The sequence below is a fragment of the Streptomyces sp. NPDC020983 genome, from assembly GCF_044333485.1.
Taxonomy (GTDB): domain Bacteria; phylum Actinomycetota; class Actinomycetes; order Streptomycetales; family Streptomycetaceae; genus Actinacidiphila.
Window position 1 is genome coordinate 181,519 of record NZ_JBIRRA010000001.1, and the last position, 17,714, is coordinate 199,232.

Annotated in this window: 12 protein-coding genes; 9 read left to right on the forward strand and 3 right to left on the reverse strand. The window is 68.6% G+C overall.

Translation table 11 applies throughout. The features are described from left to right. Positions 1 to 42 precede the first annotated feature (42 nt). The 3 genes from ACH4SE_RS00920 to ACH4SE_RS00930 all read left to right on the forward strand — a co-directional run bounded on the left by ACH4SE_RS00920 (position 43) and on the right by ACH4SE_RS00930 (position 7,936). On the forward strand, positions 43 to 2,994 hold the full coding sequence (locus ACH4SE_RS00920) for a DEAD/DEAH box helicase (RefSeq protein WP_398541113.1): 2,952 nt from the start codon (positions 43 to 45) through the stop codon (positions 2,992 to 2,994). Next, positions 2,994 to 7,100 (forward strand): Eco57I restriction-modification methylase domain-containing protein, encoded by a 4,107-nt coding sequence (locus ACH4SE_RS00925; RefSeq protein ID WP_398541114.1) that lies wholly within the window; start codon positions 2,994 to 2,996, stop codon positions 7,098 to 7,100. Before ACH4SE_RS00920 ends, ACH4SE_RS00925 begins: the two co-directional genes overlap by 1 nt. Positions 7,101 to 7,393: 293 nt before the next feature. Continuing rightward, complete coding sequence (locus tag ACH4SE_RS00930) at positions 7,394 to 7,936, forward strand: hypothetical protein (protein ID WP_398541115.1); 543 nt, start codon at positions 7,394 to 7,396, stop codon at positions 7,934 to 7,936. A gap of 353 nt (positions 7,937 to 8,289) precedes the next feature. Here the strand turns inward: ACH4SE_RS00930 and ACH4SE_RS00935 are convergent, their stop codons facing one another. Both ACH4SE_RS00935 and ACH4SE_RS00940 read right to left on the reverse strand, forming a co-directional pair. Then, on the reverse strand, positions 8,290 to 8,481 hold the full coding sequence (locus ACH4SE_RS00935) for a hypothetical protein (protein ID WP_398541116.1): 192 nt from the start codon (positions 8,479 to 8,481) through the stop codon (positions 8,290 to 8,292). Positions 8,482 to 8,491: 10 nt separating this feature from the next. Next, positions 8,492 to 9,340 (reverse strand): helix-turn-helix domain-containing protein, encoded by an 849-nt coding sequence (locus ACH4SE_RS00940; protein WP_398541117.1) that lies wholly within the window; start codon positions 9,338 to 9,340, stop codon positions 8,492 to 8,494. Between the two features lie 273 nt (positions 9,341 to 9,613). On the opposite strand from ACH4SE_RS00940, the gene ACH4SE_RS00945 reads away from it, so the two are divergent. The 4 genes from ACH4SE_RS00945 (at position 9,614) to ACH4SE_RS00960 (ending at position 13,383) form a co-directional block, all read left to right on the forward strand. Next, positions 9,614 to 10,003: an ATP-binding protein gene (locus ACH4SE_RS00945; protein WP_398541118.1), complete on the forward strand. Its 390-nt coding sequence runs from the start codon at positions 9,614 to 9,616 to the stop codon at positions 10,001 to 10,003. A gap of 145 nt (positions 10,004 to 10,148) precedes the next feature. Then, complete coding sequence (locus ACH4SE_RS00950; protein ID WP_398541119.1) at positions 10,149 to 11,057, forward strand: hypothetical protein; 909 nt, start codon at positions 10,149 to 10,151, stop codon at positions 11,055 to 11,057. Between the two features lie 135 nt (positions 11,058 to 11,192). After that, the gene (gene dapF / locus ACH4SE_RS00955; RefSeq protein WP_398541120.1) at positions 11,193 to 12,203 is read left to right on the forward strand and encodes a diaminopimelate epimerase; all 1,011 of its coding nucleotides are present in this window, start codon (positions 11,193 to 11,195) and stop codon (positions 12,201 to 12,203) included. 55 nt (positions 12,204 to 12,258) lie between these two features. After that, complete coding sequence (locus tag ACH4SE_RS00960) at positions 12,259 to 13,383, forward strand: fatty acid desaturase (protein WP_398541121.1); 1,125 nt, start codon at positions 12,259 to 12,261, stop codon at positions 13,381 to 13,383. Positions 13,384 to 13,426: 43 nt separating this feature from the next. Here ACH4SE_RS00960 and ACH4SE_RS00965 read toward each other — a convergent pair whose 3' ends face one another. Continuing rightward, a complete protein-coding gene (locus ACH4SE_RS00965; protein ID WP_398541122.1) occupies positions 13,427 to 14,443 on the reverse strand; it encodes an EcsC family protein in 1,017 nt (338 codons plus the stop codon). A gap of 198 nt (positions 14,444 to 14,641) precedes the next feature. Here ACH4SE_RS00965 and ACH4SE_RS00970 point away from each other — a divergent pair, with 198 nt between their 5' ends. After that, positions 14,642 to 16,480, forward strand: coding sequence for an AAA family ATPase (locus ACH4SE_RS00970; protein ID WP_398541123.1), 1,839 nt, complete (start codon positions 14,642 to 14,644; stop codon positions 16,478 to 16,480). Beyond that, positions 16,473 to 17,714: an McrC family protein gene (locus ACH4SE_RS00975; protein WP_398541124.1), complete on the forward strand. Its 1,242-nt coding sequence runs from the start codon at positions 16,473 to 16,475 to the stop codon at positions 17,712 to 17,714. Before ACH4SE_RS00970 ends, ACH4SE_RS00975 begins: the two co-directional genes overlap by 8 nt.

Consider the following 17,714-nt stretch of genomic DNA (forward strand, 5'->3'; position numbering starts at 1 on the left):
GTCCGATCGGCCGACTCCCACCGCAAGGAACCGAGAGATCTCATGAGCCCCACGTACACAGCCGGCTCTCTGGTCGCTGCCCGCGGCCGGGAGTGGGTGGTACTGCCGGAGAGCGCCCCCGACATGCTGGTGCTGCGCCCCCTGGGCGGGAGCGAGGACGACACCGCCGCCGTCTTCCCGGCCTTCGAGGACGTGCGTCCGGCGGAGTTCGCCGCGCCGAGCCCGGACGACCTGGGCGACCAGCGCGCCGCCGGCCTGCTGCGCACCGCGCTGCGCATCGGCTTCCGGTCGGGCGCCGGCCCCCTGCGCTCGCTCGCGTCGATCGCCGTCGAACCCCGCGCCTACCAGCTGGTCCCGCTGTTGATGGCCTTGCGGCAGCGTACGGTCCGGCTGCTGATCTCCGACGACGTCGGTATCGGCAAGACGGTCGAGGCCGGTCTGATCGCCAAGGAGCTGCTCGCGCTCGGTGAGGCCACGCGAATGGCCGTCCTGTGCTCCCCCGCGCTGGCCGAGCAGTGGCAGACCGAGCTGCGCGAGAAGTTCGGCATCGACGCCGAGTTGGTGCTGGCCTCCACGGTGTCACGCCTGGAGCGCGCCCTGGAGCTGGGGCAGTCCCTCTTCGACAGGCACGCGTTCACGATCATCTCGACGGACTTCATCAAGTCGACGCGGCACCGCGAGGACTTCGTACGGCACTGCCCCGACCTGGTGATCGTCGACGAAGCGCACTCATGCGTCGCGGCCGACGACGCCGCCCAGGGATCGGCGGTCAACTCCAGCCAGCTGCGCTACGAGCTGCTGCGCCGCGTCGCCACCGACGCCGACCGTCACCTGCTGCTGCTGACGGCGACCCCGCACTCCGGCAAGGAGTCCGCCTTCCGCAACCTGCTCGGCCTGGTGCGGCCGGAGCTGGCGACGCTGGACCTGGAGACTCCGGCGGGCCGAGCGAAGCTCGCCGAGCACTTCGTCGCACGCAAGCGCGCCGACGTACGCGAGTACCTCACCAAGGAGGACGGCCTCGCCGACGACTCCCTGGCCGAGCGCACCGCTTTCCCGTCCGACCGCTGGACGAAGGACGAGCCCTACCGGCTCACCCCGGCCTACCGGGCGCTCCTCGACGACGCCATCGCCTACGCGCGCGACCGCGTCCAGGCCGCCGGTGAACAGGGCAAGCGGGAGGCCCGCATCGCCTGGTGGTCGGTGATCGCGCTGCTGCGTTCAATGGTCTCCTCGCCGGCGGCGGCGGCGCAGACGCTGAGGACCCGCTCCGAATCCGCGGCGGCGCGCACCGCGAACGAGGCGGACGCGCTGGGCGCTTCGGTGGCGGCCGACTCCGCGGAGGGGGACCGCCTGGAGGGCATGGACGTCGCGCCCGGCGCCGCCGAGACGGAGAACGCGGGGGCTCGCCTGCTCGCGCTCGCCGAACGGGCCGAACAGCTTGTCGGCCCGGCCGAGGACGCGAAGCTGAAGGCGCTCACCAAGCATCTGAAGTCCCTGCTCGACGAGGGCTACCACCCGATCGTCTTCTGCCGCTACATCCCCACCGCCGACTACCTCCGCAAGCAGCTCGACGGCAAGCTCGGCAAGAAGACGACGATCGCCGCCGTGACGGGCACCCTCTCCCCGCAGCAGCGGCTGGAGCGCATCGAACAGCTCGCCACCGAAGCCGCGCAGGAGGCCGACGCCACGGCCGTGCGTCGCGTCCTCATCGCCACCGACTGCCTGTCCGAGGGTGTCAACCTCCAGCACCACTTCGACGCCGTCGTCCACTACGACCTGGCGTGGAACCCGACCCGCCACGACCAGCGCGAGGGCCGCGTCGACCGGTACGGGCAGAAGCGCGACCAGGTCCGCGTCATCACCATGTACGGCGAGGACAACGGCATCGACGGCAAGGTCCTGGAGGTGCTGTTCAAGAAGCACCGGCAGATCAAGAAGGACCTGGGCATCTCCGTCTCCGTCCCCGACGAGACCGCATCGGGCGTCACCGACGCCGTCGTGGAGTGGCTGCTGCTGCACGGCCGGCAGGGAAGCCAGGAGAGCCTGTTCGACCTGGACGGCCACCAGGAGTCCTTCGACCGCATCGAGCGCGAGTGGACCTCGGCCGCCGAGCGCGAGCAGACCTCCCGCTCCAAGTACGCCCAGCGCGCCATCCACCCGGAGGAGGTGGCTCGCGAGGTCGCCGCCGTACGGGCCGCGCTCGGCGGCAGCGAGGAGGTCCGGGGTTTCGCGCTGGAGGCTCTGCGGGGCCTGGAGGCCCTGGTCCGCGACCCACACGACGTCTCCGGTGACTTCACCGCCCAGGTCGGCGGCACTCCGGCGGGCCTGCGCGACGCGCTGGCCGCCACCCTGGGCAGCCGTCTGGTGGAGGAGGACCGGGAGATCCCCTTCCGCGCCAGTCCGGCGATCGGCCGGGGCGAGGCGGCCCTGGTCCGCACCGATCCGGCCATCGGCGCCCTCGCCTCGTACGTCCTGGACTCGGCGCTGGACGCCAAGGCCCTCGGCCCCCGCCCGGCCCGCCGCTGCGGCGTGGTGACCACGGACGCGGTCACCACGCGCACCACGCTGCTGCTGGTCCGCTACCGCTTCCACCTCACCCTCCCGTCCCGGACCGGCGAACGGCAGGTGGTCGCGGAGGACGCGCGCCTGCTGGCGTACGAGGGCATGCCGTCGCGTGCCCGCTGGCTGGAACCCGACGCGGCCGGCGCCCTTCTCGCGGCCCGCGCCTCCGGCAACACCCACGAGCAGCTGGCCCGCAACCAGATCGCGCGGTCCCTGGACGGCCTGCCGGAGCTCGCCGGGCACCTCACCGAGTACGGAACGGTGCTGGCCGCGGAACTGGACGCCTCACACCGCCGCGTGCGGGAGGCGGGCGGCGAGATCCGCCGCGGCCTGAAGGTCGTCCCGCAGGAACCGGCCGACGTCCTCGGCATCTACGTCTACCTGCCGCAGCAGCCCGCCCCCGTCTCTCTCGTGTCCGGAGCCGCAGCCTGATGTCCGCCGTCCCACGTACCGCCCTGGCCTTCACCGCCGTCACCACGGTGGGCGGGCTGCTCCCGACCGACATGCTGCTGCGCATCGCCGAGGCGCGGACCCTGCCGGGCACCGCATCCGCCGACTACGGCCTCCCCGCCTCGGTGCCGGTGCGCGACGAGGCGGAACGCGCCTGGGAGTACCTCAAGCCGCTCTGGCGCGACCTGCGTGCCGAGCTGCCCTCCGACCCCACGACGGGTGCCCCGGCCACCGATCCGACCGGCCGGGCCGGAACGGACTGGCTGGCCCAGCTCTTCCGCAAGCTCGACTTCGGCGCGCTGACGGAGGTGGGCCCGGCGGGTATCGCGGCCGACTCCGATCCGGACAAACACTTCCCGGTCTCCCACCGCCACGGCCCCGCCCTCATCCACCTCATCCCGTGGAACCAGGAACTCGACAAACGCCCGGCCCCCGGCCGGGTCCCCGCCCAGTCGATGCTGCAGGACTGCCTCAACCGCACCGACGCCCACCTGTGGGCCGCCCTCTCCAACGGCCGCCGCCTGCGCCTGCTGCGCGACTCGTCGTCCTTCGCGACGGCGGCGTACGTCGAATTCGACCTCGAAGCGATCTTCGACGGCGAGCTGTTCAGCGAGTTCGTGCTGCTGTACTGCGTCCTGCACGCGTCCCGCTTCACCGTCCCGGAGGGAACAGCGGCCTCGGGGTGCTGGCTGGAGAAGTGGCGGACGGTCGCCATCGAGTCCGGCAGCCGGGCGCTGGACCACTTCCGGGACGGCGTACAGGCGGCGCTCACCGTCCTCGGCACCGGCTTCCTGAGCCACCCGCAGAACGACAAGATGCGCGAGCACCTGGACGTGCACGCCTTCCAGACGGCACTGCTGCGGCTCGTCTACCGCCTGATCTTCCTCTTCGTGGCCGAGGACCGGGGTGCCCTGCTCGATCCGAAGGCGGACGAGCAGACCCGGGTGCGCTTCACCCGATACTTCTCCACCGCACGGCTGCGCCGGCACGCCCTGCGCCGCCTGGGCACCGCCCACGACGACCAGTACCGTGCGCTGGAGCTTCTGATCGTGGCGCTGGGTTCAGAGGACGGGCGCCCCGAGCTGGGGCTGAAGGGCCTGGGCGGCCTGTTCAACGACACCGCCGCCGATACGCCCCTGCGCGAGGCCCGGCTGTCCAACCGCCATCTGTTCGAGGCCGTCAAGCAGATGGCGCGCGTACGGGACGCGGGCTCGGCCCGCTGGCGCCCCGTCGACTACCTCCACATGGGCGCCGAAGAACTGGGCTCCGTCTACGAGAGCCTGCTGGAGATGGTGCCCAAGCACAGCCCGGCCGACCGCACCTTCGAGCTGGTCGACCGCATTGGCAACGACCGCAAGAAGACCGGCAGCTACTACACCCCGGCCCCGCTCACCGAGACCCTGCTCGACTCGACACTCAACCCGGTGATAGACGATGCCGTGCGGCGAGGAGAGCAGCGCGCGAGAGCTGAGGGCCTACTCGACGCCACGGAGCCGATCGTCGAGGAGCTCCTCTCCCTCACGGTCTGCGACCCGGCCTGCGGCTCCGGCCACTTCCTGGTGGCGGCGGCCCGCCGCATCGCCAAGCGTGTCGCCTCCGTCCGCGAGCACAACCCCGAGCCGACGGACGAGGCCGTCCGGCATGCCCTCCACGAGGTCGTCGCCCGCTGTGTCTACGGCGTAGACCTCAACCCCATGGCGGTGGAGCTGGCCAAGGTGTCCCTGTGGCTTGAGGCCATGGAGCCGGGGCGACCGCTGGGATTCCTGGACGCCCACATCAAGCACGGCAACGGCCTGATCGGGGCGACTCCGGCCCTGATGCGGGACGGCATCCCGGACCGGGCGTTCAAGAAGACCGAGGGCGACGACGACGGCTGGGCGAGGGGGCTTCTCAACCGCAACGCGGAGGAACGCCGGGGCCAGGAGAACCTGTTCGAGGTGGAGACGGAGACGAAGGTCACCAACGCCTCCTTCGCGCGCGAGCTGCGCAGCATCACCGCGGCCTCATCCGAAAACCTCACCGCGGTACGCCGGAAAGAGGCCGCCTACCGCAAGTGGTCCGCCTCGGCCGAGTACCGTCACGCCCTGGACATGGCGGACGCCTGGTGCGCGGCCTTCGTATGGGTCAAACGGGCGGACGCGCCCCCAGCCATCACGCACAAGGTGTTCAGGGACCTAGCGGACCAGGCCGGAGGAGCAGCACCCCAGTCCACGCACGACGAGATCGCACGACTGCGGAAGCAGTACACCTTCTTTCACTGGCACCTGGAGTTCCCCGAGATCTTCACGGTCCCGGAGTCAGGCGCCGCCTCGGAAAAGGCCACCAGGGCGGTCGATCCGGCTACGGGTTGGACCGGTGGGTTCTCGTGCGTAGTGGGAAATCCGCCGTGGGACAAGGTGGACTTCCTCGACAAGCAGTACTTCAGCGTAGTGAACCCCGAGATCGCGGAGATCTCCGGTACAGCACGCAAGAAGAGAATCATCGAATGGGAGAACGATAATCCGGAAGCCGGGCGACGTTACCGGAGGGCGCGACGCACCCTGAAGGGGGCGTTTCATTTCGCTGGGAACTCGGGGGTGTTTCCCCTTTGCGCGAAGGGGCTGACGGTCAAGGGCGTAAATTCCCTCCAGACGGATCAACTATTCGCCGAGCGCATGACCAGAGTAGTGGCTCCGGGGGGGCGATACGGCCTCCTTTTGCCCACGGCAATTGCAACCGGCGCGGGCTCGCAACACCTGTTCGGCGACTTCATGCGGCGGGGTGCTCTGGCGTCGCTCTACGACTTCGAGAACCGCCGGCCGAAGTCGCCCGCACTACCGATGGGAGGCAAGTGGTTTGACGGCGTGCACTCTAGTTACAAATTCTGCTTGCTCTCCCTGACCGGTCGGGGAGGTCGAGCCGAAGCCACTCGCGTAGGGTTCTTTCTGACCGATGTCACAGATCTGGACGACCCGAACCGCGTCTTCCCCCTAAACCCCGAAGACCTGGCCCGGATTAACCCCAACACGGGCACGCTTCCCGTCTTCCGCACCCCCAGAGATGCCGAACTGACTACTTCCACATATAGGCGCTTCCCGATTTTGAATGTAAACGGTAGCAAAAACGGCAATCCGTGGGGTCTCCGGTTGCGGCGAATCTTCGACATGACAGACGACTCCGAGCTATTCATCACCCACGAGGAGCTCGAGAACGGAGAGTGGACGCCTGACGGAACAAAGTATTTTCGCGGCAAGCGAAAGATGCTACCACTCCACGAAGGTCGAATGGGTCACCAATTTACCCACCGCTACGCCGATTCCTCAGGCCTGAATTCAGCCACTCTCGAAAATGTCCAGGATCCATTTTTCGCACCGTATCCTCAATACTGGGTTCCTGAAGAGGAGACCGAGAAGCGCCTCGCTCGGTACCCGACTATGTGCCAAAGCGCACTCCTAGGACACCGACGAGTGACCCGGAACACAGATGAGCGCACAGTCATCGCATCGTTGCTCCCATGGGGGGCAACGTCCTACGGCTGGATCCTGTCGTCCGGTCCAGATGCCTGGCATTTGACGCTACTCCTGGCCACCTTCAACTCATTCATCTATGACTACGTGCTACGCAATAACCTAACTCAGCCCAGCCTCCCACAGAGCACAACCGAACAAATCCCGACTCCAACACCAGCGAACCTCCGATCCCACGGAGAGTTCATCGTTCGGCGAGCGCTGGAACTGACCTACACGGCTCACGACATGGCAGGGCTCGCCCGTGACGTGGGCGACACCGGGGCCCCCTTCCGCTGGGATGAAGATCGCCGTGCCATCATTCGTGCAGAGCTGGACGCGCTCTTCTTCCACCTCTACGACATCAATCGCGAGGACACCGCGTATATCCTCGGTACCTTCCCAATCGTCAAGCGCAAGGACGAGGAAAAGTACGGTGCATACCGCACCAGGGACCTGATCCTCGCCGAGTACGACCGCATGGCCGCCGCAGGCCTGTCGCTCGAAACCCCCCTTACCGAAGGCGAGTCCGGCACCTACCTATCCACCCTTACCCCGCCACCCGGCCAGGGCCCCCGCCACCCGGCCCGAAAGGACTCGTGACCGTGCCGTTCGAAATCTCGGACGTCCAGCTCGCCTCGTTTCGCTCTCAGCCCTCAGCCCTCGTAGAGGCATATCTAGAGTCGAAAGATTGGCGGCGAGACCGCAAGGATAGTCCGCGCAACATCTGGTATCAGCGCACGGTCGCGTGGGACTTGTGCCAGTATTGCGACGACCCAGACGGCCCGATTCGGTCAGATCCGTATTGCCCCATGCATGAAAACGCAACACGGGCTATTGTGTGGCCGTGCACAGGAAAGGTCGAAAATTATGAGTTCTTGCGCACGCTGTGCCGCGTGGAAGATCGCACTCCAGAAAAGATTCTTCACGCGTTGACTCTGCGCGACAGGGACGAGGTTCGGGCGAAGTGCAGGACACCGCTATGGAAGGAGTTTTCGGACCCCGTCTCTGGAATCGAATTTTTCGTCACGCTGGACGGAGTCCTGGCCCTGGCTGCAGGAATTGATACAGCAGCCCTAGAGGAAGGATCGTACGCCATCGGTGGGCACCCGTTTAGCGTGGAGCTAACTTCCGAAAGCGAGGTGCTGTTCACCTTTAATCACGCCGAGCCGCCCAGGCACGGCAGCTCACCCGCTGCAAGCCGGCGGGCAGCAGAACTTCTCTATTCGGCTGCGCACGATTACGGACGCTCCTCCGATCGCGGGACTCATGTGGCAACGAGGTACGCAACCGGCGAGTGGACCACCGTGGAGGTGTTGGGGCCAGAGGACCTACCTCAGCCGAGTGCCCTTGATAAACGCATCGGTACGCTCGTGCATCAGTTCGACCTGACGACTTGGACTTTGGACCAGGCGCTCCCTACCGATAGTGCTGTGTGAGACATGCGAGCCGCCGCTCGGTGGCGGACCGCCCTCTACGTCCCCATCCATCCCCACCCGGAAACAAGGGAGGAGCACGACCCTGCGGACCGGAGATTGCGGCCCTACGTCGGGAGCGGCGCTCTGTGCCTACCGCAGGGAACTTCGCGTGCGCCGCGCTGACCGAGTTGGAAATTCGAGAGCCGTCCCGAAAACGTGCTGCTGCATATCGCGAGCTGACGACCCACGCGCTCGGGCGCGGCCTGGCGCCGGGGAATGCGGCCGTGAATCGATCACGGCCGCGGTCGGCTCGGTGTTTTGATCATCCGCCGCCGATGGGGGAGCGCGCTCGGACCCGCGGAGGTACGCCTGCGCTACAGCAGGTGGTCGGCCTTGCCGGCCTTGATGTCGGCGATGAGGGTGCGCAGCGCTTCGGCGGAGTCGGTGAGGTAGTGGTCTTCTTGGCCGTTGACGGCTATGTAGGCGTTGCCTTCGATGTCGGTGCCGAGGCGGAAGCAGGAGTTGCCTTCGCCGCAGAAGGGGGCTTCCCAGGTGATGTCGGGCATGAGGTGCTCCTCACAGGTCGTGTGCGATGTCACGGATGAAGTCGCGGGACTCTTCCGGTGACAGGGCCAACTCTTCCAACCAGTCGAGTTGTGCCCGGTATTTCGCGAGCTGGGCCTCGGTATGGAGGAAGACCGGTCCGTGCAGGCTGTCCACCTGCACCGTATCGAGCTGTGGAACACGGCCCTCGGCGTAGACCGCGTTCTGCCCGGCGCCGGGGAAGGCGCCGCGTGCGAAGGGCAGGACCAGGATCGTCACGTTGTCGGGCTCGGACAGGTCAAGGAGGTTTTCCAGCTGGGCCCGGGCCACGTCGCGGCCGCCGAACTGCATGCGCAGGGCAGCCTCGTGGATGATGGCGACGTAGGGGATCGCATCGTCGCCAGTGATCATCTGCTGGCGCTCGGAGCGGTGTGCCAGCCGGAGGGCCACCTCGTGGTCCGGGAGTTTGGGTACGACGACGCGGAAGACGGCCGTTGCGTGGTCTGCGGTCTGCAAGAGGCCGGGAATGTGGGCTGTGTTCGCGCCGCACATGCGTACTGAGTGGGCTTCCATCTCCGCGATGTCCAGCATGCCGGGTGGCAGGCTGCCTCGGTAGCGCTCCCACCAGCCGGCCCCCGACTGGGCCATCGCCACCAGCGCTTCGATGTAGGCGTCATCGCCGCATGCGTAGTTGGTCGCCAGGGTGCGCACACGCTCGGCGCTGATGGTGCGGATGCCGGATTCCATGTTGGCGATACGCGTGCGGTCCATTCCCAGGAGCCCGGCCGCGAACTCCGTGGAGATGTCCGCGGAGGTGCGGAGTTTGCGCAGCTCGGCACCAAGACGCCTTTGGCGTTCGGTTGGCGTACGTCGCGTCGACATGCATCCCCCTCGGTTCGTCTGGGGCCAGTCTGCCCCCTGGTCCCTCCTCAGCTCAAACTCACCGGGGGGTAGTTGCAATGAAACAGGGGACAATTGCACCCGTGATGCCCTACGGTCAGTACAGCGCACCGCTACGCACCGCGACGCCGGAAGCGCACCGCGCGAGCCTGCCGTCTGCCCTGGGACGGGTGTGTCCGCGACCAGGGCGGCATGCCACCGGCGGGTCCGAACACCCCACCCTCACCACGGAGTTCGCCATGCCCCATCCCCCTCGTGCCCTCCCTGTGGCGCTTCCCCGCGCACCCCGCCTCCGTCGCCCGCGCCCGGCAAGCGGTTGCCGAAGCCCTCCCGCAGCGCCTGCGGCCTTGCCTCGGGGGCGACCTCCGCCTGCTCACCAGCGAACTGCTCACCAACGCCATCCGCCACGGCGCCCGCCCCGAGGAGGACGAGGTCGTCGAGCTCGTCCTGTGGCCCGCCGACGGCCGCTACTGGCTCGCCGTCTCCGAGCCCGGCAACGGCGCACCCCACGTCACCCACCCCGCCCCCGACGCCGAGACCGGCCGCGGCCTCCTCCTCGTCGACCACCTCGCCACCGCCTGGACCGTCCGCCCCCGCCCCACCCGCGGCACCTCCGTCATCGCCGGACTCCGACTCCCCGGCTGAGAACCCGCACGCAGCGCCCCGCACGCAGCACCCGGACAGAAGGGGAGGCCCGCCCCGGTCACAGCAGGTGCCCTTGCCCGGGCTGTGCGTGTCCGGGACCATCGTTCCTCGGGACAGGCATAAAAAGGGGCCAGGGGGACGACGGATGACCACACCACCGCGCCGCGATCTGGGCACGCGGGTCGCCGAGGCACTCTCCTCCCAGAGCCTGAACGCCCTGATCGGCATCGTCGGCCTTGCGGTGCCGGTGGTCGCCTGGGCACTCCAGCAGAAGGACCTGACGAACATCCTTCTGGCCGGCGAGACCGCCCTCCTCCTGCTCATGATCGTGAACCACATGTGGCTGCGCCGCATCTACATCCAGCTACGCCGCGCCAACGACCGGGACATGGCCGACGCCCGCTATTTCGCCCTGATCCGCTCGCAGCTGGAGAGGGATCTGATAGCGGACTTCGGCGAGATCGCCGACGGGCACCTCCAGGTGTACGCCTCCGAGGTGCCGCGTCTGTCGGTCCTGCTCTTCAAGGTCCTGATCGACTCCGGTTCGCAGCCGCAGCGAGTGCTGGCCGCGGACCTGACCACCAGCCCCGACCTGCTGACCGCACGCCGTGAATACCTCACCGCCAACCGTCGGCTGATCGAGGCAGGCGGCACCGTCCAGCGGCTCTTCATCTGCTGGACCGCCGATCTGGTCAGGGAGGACTTCGCACGCTCGCTCCTGCAGCTCATCGACCACCACCGCTCTCTGGGGGTGCAGTGCGCGCTGGCCGTCCGCGACAGGCTGCGCGCCGACCAGGCCATCGACTTCGTCGTCATCTCCCACGCCGCCGTGCTGGTCGAGGAGGAGCAGGGCGACGCGGAGTACCTGCGTGGGCGTTCCTCGGTGTACTTCAAGCAGGTCGAGCGCTGGGCGGGGCGGTTCGAGTCGGTCTGGGGCCACGGCTCGCTCTCCGCTCCTTCCATCCTGAGCAGCTACGAGTCGCAGGTGCGCCCGCTGCTGGCCGCCCGGACCTGGGACGAGGACGACGTGCGGGCGGCCGTCGCGCGGCTCTGACGCGGGCGACGAGCGCCGCCCGTCGTCCGCACCCGGACGGCCCTCCCGCACCGCTGAAGGTGTGCCCGGACCGAATAGACTGGCGGGAACGAGCCACTCCCGGAGGGATGGCGAGCAGGACGACGGACGGAAGCGATGGCTCTCTCGATCACCAAGACGCACGGCAGTCTCAACGACATCTTCGTGATCGACGGCGCCCCGGGCGACCACTTCGCGGACGCCGACGTCCCCCGCGCCGTACAGCTGCTGTGCGACCGCCGCAGGGGGCTTGGCGGGGATGGCGTCTACTTCGTCGCTGACAACGGCGACGGCACCGCCGAAGCGTATTTCTACAACCCCGACGGCTCCCCCTCGCTCCTGTGCGGCAACGGGATGCGCGGGGCCGGGCGGCTGCTGCTCGACCGATACCAGGCGGAGGAGGTCGTGCTGCGTACCGGGCCCCACATGTTCACGGTCCGCGCGGCGGACACCACTCCGCAGGGGGTGCGGCAGGTCTCCGTCTCCCTGCCGCCGGTCGACTTCACGCCGGCGGAGCCGATCGTCGCCGACGCCGAGTGGCCCTTCGTCGACCGGACGCTTCCCGCGTACCACGCCACCCGGCACGTCTCCGCTGCGGCTGTGCCCAACTCGCACCTGGTCACCGTGCTCGACGACACCTACAACGAGCACGAGCTGGTCGCCACCGGCACCCGCGTCGCCAACACTCCGGACGTGTTTCCCATCGGTGCGAACGTCTCGTTCGTGCGGCCGCTGGCCGAGGCCGAGGTGTTCATCCGCACCTTCGAGCGAGGAGCCGGTCTCACGCCCTCGTGCGGCTCCGGCGTCGCCGCCTCCCGCGCCGTGCTCTCCCGCCTGGGACGGGTCGAGCCGGATCGTCCGGTGGTCGTCCGCAACCCGGGGGGTGTCGCACGCAGCTGGCTGCAGACCGACGGCGAGCAGTGGCGTCCCGTGCTGGAGGGCAACGCGACCAAGGTCTACGCCACCGAACTCGACCCGGCGGTACTGCTCGGCGGCGGGCCGATCGACTACCAGGGCGAGGTGTTCCTCGGCGAAGCCGATGCCTTCGCCGAGCTGAACGGCGACAATCTCAAGCATCTGCAGGAAGCCGGGATCGAGATGGCAGTGAAGGGCCCCGCGGAACTCTGAGACACCGCCCCGCCACGCTCCCGCTCCCGCTCCGGCAACGAGACGAGGGGGAGGTTTGGTCATTCGTCCGGAGATCTTCGCCGTCATCGGCGCGGGTACGGCCTTACGGCAGGCGGACCGCTGGTGGTTCAGCCCCCGTCGCGGGCGCTTACCCGCTGCCACGCTGCGGGACGTCACTACGCTCCAGCGCGCACGCGCCAACGACGTCACACCGGCGCTGCTGCTGCTCGGCCACTGGCTGGAGTTCACGGGGTGGTGCCTGGTCGCCGCTCATGGCGGTCCCTGGGGCTGGGCTCTCGCCACGGCCGCCGGCGGGGTCAAGTTCCGCCACCTGCAGGAAGTCAGCCACTTCGGCGTCCACGGCGTGCTGACGCGCAGCGGCCGTGCGGGTACGGCGCTCAGCGAGGCGGCCGTCCATGTCCCGCTCGGTCTCGGGCCGGTGTCCGCCCGGCGCAGACGTCACGTACGCGAGCACCACCCCAATGCGACGCTGTCCGGTGTGGACCCCAATCTCCGAGAGCTTCACGACTCGGGGCTCTCCGCCGGCGTCAGCCGTCGACGCTTCCTGCGTGCGCTCGTCTTCCCGCTCACCCCGGCCGGGATCGTCACGACGCTGCGGGGCATCGCCTCCAACCTCGTTGCAGGCCCCGGTCGTCGGTGGCGCCTGCTCGGCTTCGCCGTGCTGCCCGCAGCCGTCGCGGGCGTCTTCGGCTGGAAGGCCGTGCTCTTCGCCTATGCCGTACCGCGGCTGCTGCTGTATCCGCAGCTCGCCTGGCTGTCCCTTCTGGTCGAGCACCGCTGGTGGGACGCGGAACCCCTCACGGGCCCGCCGGCAGTTATGGAAGCTGCCCGCTGCCTGCGCCTGTACCCGCGCAACCCGGTCCTCGCGCTGCTCGCACGCGGCACCTGGCTTCCCTACGGCGACCTCTACCACTATGCACACTCCGCACATCCCGCTGTGCGTTGGAACTACCTGCCCGCCCTTGAGGCAGGCTCACTCGGCACCCCCGCGTACACGCCCCGCGCCCTCTTCCTCGGCGAGGACGCGGTGGTCCGACGCCACTTCCGGGCCCTGACCCTCGGCAGTAGTCGGCGTCCCAAGCATCCTTCCGCGCACCCCGCCACCATGATCACCGGACCCCACATGCGCAACCGAGGCCGGAGATCGGCCCGGGCCTAGCTCACAGCGGGCAGCGCGATCCTGCGCCGTGGGCCTGCGGCGGTCATTCCGGGGCTTCGCTCCGAGGTTCGTCGTCCGGGTCGATCAACAGCGCGGCCGGCAGCGGAAGCCCGTACTTGTCGCAGAGAAAGCGGGTTTGGCAGTACCGCTGGGCGTCGGCAGCCACCCTACCGAGGATCGCGGAATTCATGCCCGCTCCGATGAGGATGCCCACGACCGGCACGGCCTTGGCCACGTTCTGAACCGGCACCCTGGAGCCGGCCGGGCCCATCCGCTGCATCAGCTTCTCAAGGGCGGCAAGGAGGCGGTGATCCTGGCGCAGCTTGTTCGACCACTTCACGCGTCCCTTGATCGCGTTGGCCGCCTGCGCGGTCTCGCGCAACGGCTTGGCCTTGGCCGCCTGCGCCATGAAGGACCGCTGCACAAGGCGCTGGATGAAGACCTGCTCCTGGGGATCCTTGGCGTCGTAGCCGTAGGAGTACGCGATGCGCGATGCGATCGACGTGCTCAGGACCTGGACGACGAGGACGTCCGCTGTCATCGCGACGGGTACCCCGGCGACGGGGACCATGGCCAGGAAGCCCATGGCGCCACCTTCGAAGGCACCGGCGGTGCGCCACTTGAGGGTGTTGCGGGTCAGCAGCCGATCGCAGACCTTGAGATCCTGCTGCCGAAGTTCGGTGAAACTGTCGAGCTCCACACCGAGCTTGCGGGCGAGATCCTCGACGCTCTTCGGGTCGTTGAGATCCGAGGCCCAGTCGTTGACCAGTTCGAGCAGCCCTGCCGCGGCTGCGAGCGCCGGTCGTAAGGCCGTGTCGGCGACCGCCTCGCCTGCGCGACGGACAGGTTCGGCGACCGCCTCCGGTACGGCGTCCGCAGCCCGTCTCACGGCACGCCCGGCGGCCTCACCCGTTCGACTGAGCGCGGTGCCCGCCCAGGTCGGCAGACCGCGGCGACCGACGCGGCGCTGCCAGTGCTCGTTGAGCGTGCCCCATACCTGCCGCTCATACGCGCTCATCGGGACTGCACCGTCGGCGAGCGGTTCGGCGTGAGTGCTCATTCAGGTCTCCAACGTGGCGAAGCCGCAGTACGGGGCCGACATCCGATGGCGCCCACACAGTCAGCCGGGAGGGATCAATCGTAGAATAAACACGTTGACATCGTCAACATGCCGCGAAAGAGAGCAGGGACTTGACAGTGTCAACGAGTAGGGTGTGTGCAACGCCCGCGCAGACCTCGCCCGCCCGGAGGGCCACCCATGCCGCAGCCCGAACGCCTCGCCGACGCACCCGAGTTCCACATCAAGCTTCCCAAGTTCGACCGGGAGGCGCACGGGTATCTGCTCGACGAGTTGGGCAACAACGGCTCCTACAAGTTCCTCCTCACGGCAGGCTCCGTAGTGGACGCCGGCGCACGACCGGGGCTCGGGGAGTACGGCCGGCGTCGCCGGGCGGAGCTGCGGGCAGAGGGCGCGCTCGTCGATGCGCCGGCCGACCCCGCCCGACCGCACGCGGCACCCTGCTGGGTGGCCGCCCGGGACATCGAGTGCAACTCACCCTCCGCCGCCGCTGCGCTGGTGTACGGCTACGACGCCTCAGGGCCGGAGTCCTGGCGCACCGCGGAAGGGCATCCGATGGCGGACTACCTGGCGCTGAGCTGGCGCGCTCCCCGCAAGGCGTGGCTCGTACGCGGGTCCAACGTGTCGGGGCACAACCTGGTGCGGGGTCTGTGGTTCGCGGAGGGGTTCGTCTCGCTCCCGGGTACGTATCTGCCCAAGCTCGAGGCGGCCGGGCCACCGACCAAGAGCGCGCTGCGCCGCTTCGTGGAAGAGGGGTACGAGGGTGCCGCCTCGTACAACCAGAAGCAGGGACTCGTCGACGAGCTGCACGCCTTCCTCACGCAGATGCGTGTCGGCGACACCGTGGTCACCACCGGCGACAACCGGCTCTTCCTCGGGCGGATCACCGGCGAGGCCGTGCAGAGCCCGTCGCAGGACGGGCTGTCGAACGTGCGCCGGAGCGTCGACTGGTTTCCGGACGGCCATGCGTACGAGGAACTGCCGGAGGAGGTCCGCCAGAAGCTGTCCGTCCAGCACGACGTCGTCGACCTGACCGGCGAGTTGGAGGCGCTGGACGGGCTCGCCGGGCAGCCGGAGCACACGGGCCTCGCCACTGGAGCGGATGCCGCCGTGCGCGACGTCGCGGAGACGTCAGCGCCGCGCGAGTTGTCGTTCCCCGAGGTCACGGCCGAGATGGCCGCAAAGCTCCTCGTCCACGACCCTTCGTGGCTCGATGAGGTACGCGAACTGCTGCTCGACGAGAAGCAGCTCGTCTTCTACGGCCCGCCGGGCACCGGTAAGACGTACATGGCCATGAAGCTGGCCGAGCACTTCGGTGGCGGTCCCGAGCAGGTCAAGGTCGTGCAGTTCCACCCCTCGTACGCGTACGAGGACTTCTTCGAGGGATTCCGTCCGGTGGAGGACCCGGAGACGAGGGAGGTCGCCTTCCGTCTGACGGCCGGGCCGCTGCGCGAGCTCGCTGACCGCGCGCGGCGTGAAGGCAGCGCCCACATCCCGCACTTCCTGATCATCGACGAGATCAACCGGGCGAATCTGGCGAAGGTCTTCGGCGAGCTCTACTTCCTCCTGGAATACCGGCGCAGAAGCCTTCGCCTCACCTACTCGGGGGACGATTTCACGCTCCCGCAGAACCTGTTCGTGATCGGCACGATGAACACCGCCGACCGGTCCATCGCCCTGGTCGACGCGGCGATGCGGCGCCGGTTCGCCTTCGTCGAGCTGTCCCCGCGCGTCGAGCCGACCGCGGGGATGCTTGCCCGCTGGCTCGCGGGCGAGGGGCGTGACCAGGAACCCGCCCGCCTTCTGGACGCCCTCAACTCACGTATCGACGACGCCGACTTCGCGATCGGCCCCTCCTATCTGATGAAGCCGGGCGTATATCGCGAGAAGGGTCTCGACAGGACCTGGCGCACGAAGATCCTGCCGCTGCTCGAGGAACACCACTACGGTGAGGGCATCGACATCGCAGCCCGCTACGGTCTGGAGGCCCTCTACGAGAGCATCCGCGACCGTGCCTGAGGTGACGCTGCGCGAGTACGGGCCTGCGGTTTCCGTCCCGCTGGCCGCCGAGGCCGGCCGCACCCTCGCTGCGTCCGGCATCCTGCAGAGCGCGACCCCGGATCCTGCCGTGAACGGGAACTGGCTGCTGCGAGCAGGCAGCCGTGTCGGCGCCGTGCACGCGCCCGGCGGCCTGGTCCTGCGGATCCTGCCCAAGACGCCGGTGGACCGGTTGTTCTTCCTCCTGGGCTTCAGCCTCGATCCGGCCCGTGCCTGGCGCGACAGCGCAGAAGGAACGATCGACACCGGCACGTACAACGACGTCGTACCCGCTCTTGCGCACGCCGTGGAACGACGGATCGATGCGGCACTGCGGCAGGGGGTTCTCCAGGGTTACCGACAGGTGGAGGAATCCGCCCTCGTCGTACGGGGACGGGTGCTTGAGTCGGAGCAGATCCGGCGCCGTTTCGGCCGAACGCCGCCTGTGGAGGTCACCTACGACGCGTACACGGCCGACACCGCCGAGAACCGGATCCTGCGCGCCGCCGCCGAGCGGCTGCTGCGGTTGCCGGGAGTTCCGGGCGTGGTCCGCCGGCGCCTCGCCCGTCAGCGGGTACGTCTCGCCGATGCGCTGCCACTCGTACGCGGGCAGGAGCTGCCGCGCTGGCAGCCGTCACGTCTGAACTCGCGCTACCAGACTGCGCTGAGGCTGGCCGAGGCCGTGCTTCGTGGCGTTTCACCGGAGCACCGCCCGACCGGGCCCGACCCCCTCTCCATCGACGGCTTCCTGCTCGACATGAACAAGGTGTTCGAGGATTTCGTCACCGTCGCCCTGCGCGAGGCACTGCGTGAACGGGGTCTGACGGCTTACCTGCAGGACCCCCACCACCTGGACACCGCGGGAAAGGTGAAGATCCGCCCCGACCTCGTCGCACGCACCGGCGACGGCCGCACCGCACTCGCCGTCGTCGACGCCAAATACAAGGTCGAGAAGCCCGACGGGCTCCTCAACGCCGACCTGTACCAGGCGCTCGCCTATGCCACGGTGCTGAGACTGCCCGAGGCCCACCTGGTGTACGCGGCGGGTCGGCAGCCCGAGCGCTTCCACGAGATCCGGGGAAGCACCGCGGGACCGGGTGGCCGGGGAATCCGGCTCCACCTGCACAGTCTCGACCTCGCGCGCGAACCCGCGCGGCTCGTGTCGACCCTACGGGAGATCGCCGGTCGACTGGCCGCGGTGGCCCTGCAACCGTAA

Bases quoted from the DNA above. Each gene is read 5' to 3' on its own strand.
- ACH4SE_RS00920 (WP_398541113.1), top strand. From the start codon at position 43: ATGAGCCCCACGTACACAGCCGGCTCTCTGGTCGCTGCCCGCGGCCGG.
- ACH4SE_RS00925 (WP_398541114.1), top strand. From the start codon at position 2,994: ATGTCCGCCGTCCCACGTACCGCCCTGGCCTTCACCGCCGTCACCACG.
- ACH4SE_RS00935 (WP_398541116.1), bottom strand. From the start codon at position 8,481: ATGCCCGACATCACCTGGGAAGCCCCCTTCTGCGGCGAAGGCAACTCC.
- ACH4SE_RS00940 (WP_398541117.1), bottom strand. From the start codon at position 9,340: ATGTCGACGCGACGTACGCCAACCGAACGCCAAAGGCGTCTTGGTGCC.
- ACH4SE_RS00950 (WP_398541119.1), top strand. From the start codon at position 10,149: ATGACCACACCACCGCGCCGCGATCTGGGCACGCGGGTCGCCGAGGCA.
- dapF (WP_398541120.1), top strand. From the start codon at position 11,193: ATGGCTCTCTCGATCACCAAGACGCACGGCAGTCTCAACGACATCTTC.
- ACH4SE_RS00965 (WP_398541122.1), bottom strand. From the start codon at position 14,443: ATGAGCACTCACGCCGAACCGCTCGCCGACGGTGCAGTCCCGATGAGC.
- ACH4SE_RS00970 (WP_398541123.1), top strand. From the start codon at position 14,642: ATGCCGCAGCCCGAACGCCTCGCCGACGCACCCGAGTTCCACATCAAG.